This window comes from Mycolicibacter algericus DSM 45454, from assembly GCF_002086455.1.
Lineage (GTDB): Bacteria > Actinomycetota > Actinomycetes > Mycobacteriales > Mycobacteriaceae > Mycobacterium > Mycobacterium algericum.
Map to the genome: position 1 here is coordinate 1 of NZ_MVHC01000090.1, position 704 is coordinate 704.

General features: G+C 66.1%; 1 protein-coding gene. It reads right to left on the reverse strand.

Translation table 11 applies throughout. The annotated features are described in order from the left end of the window. Positions 1-176 precede the first annotated feature (176 nt). A partial coding sequence (locus BST10_RS22215) for a transposase (protein ID WP_207567921.1) occupies positions 177-704 on the reverse strand: 528 nt, incomplete at its 5' end.

A 704-nucleotide genomic window follows, 5' to 3' on the forward strand; every position in this document is an offset into this window, starting at 1 on the left:
CTAGGAGGCCGCTGAATAAGGCGGTGTTGGGGGCTGGTTGCTGGGTGTTGGTTCGAGGGCTGGTGAGCGGACGGCGGGGAAAGGCGGTCTTGGACTCGTAGGAAGCGTCTCGGCGGCGGGTCGGGCTGGGCATTTGGGTGCTGGTGAGTGCGGTCGATCTCGTGTGAGGACCCACTTCAGGCGGTTTGCGGCGTCAGCGCCCAGACGCCGGCCGTGTGGGTGAGACCGCGGTCGATGAGGTTACGCAGATTGAGCCCGGCAGTACGGCGGGCCAGCCACGCATGGTTCTTCTCGGAGCCGCGGTACCGCAGTTTCAAACGGCGACCGCCGCGGCTGGCGATCTGGGAGACCGCTCGTTCGACGTTGGGCCGGTTCAAGCGGTATTTCTTGCGCAGGTCGGGCTTGTCGGTCCAGTCGCGACGGGCTTGGCGGAGCAGGTTGTCATGCTCATGCAGCTCAAGGGTGCGGCCGCTCTTTGCCGTGGTGCAGCGCGCAGCGAGCGGACAGTCGCGACACAGCGCCCCAAAGATCACACGGCGAGACTTGGTGATCGGGCGGGTATTGCCTGCTGGGCAGGTCACGGTGGCGGCAGCCTCATCGACGGTGAAGTCGTCCACGCTGAACCCGCCGTCGACGGCCACGGTCAACGGCTTGGGTTTGATCACCGCTTTGTGACCGGCATCGGCGATCGCACCGCGCAGATC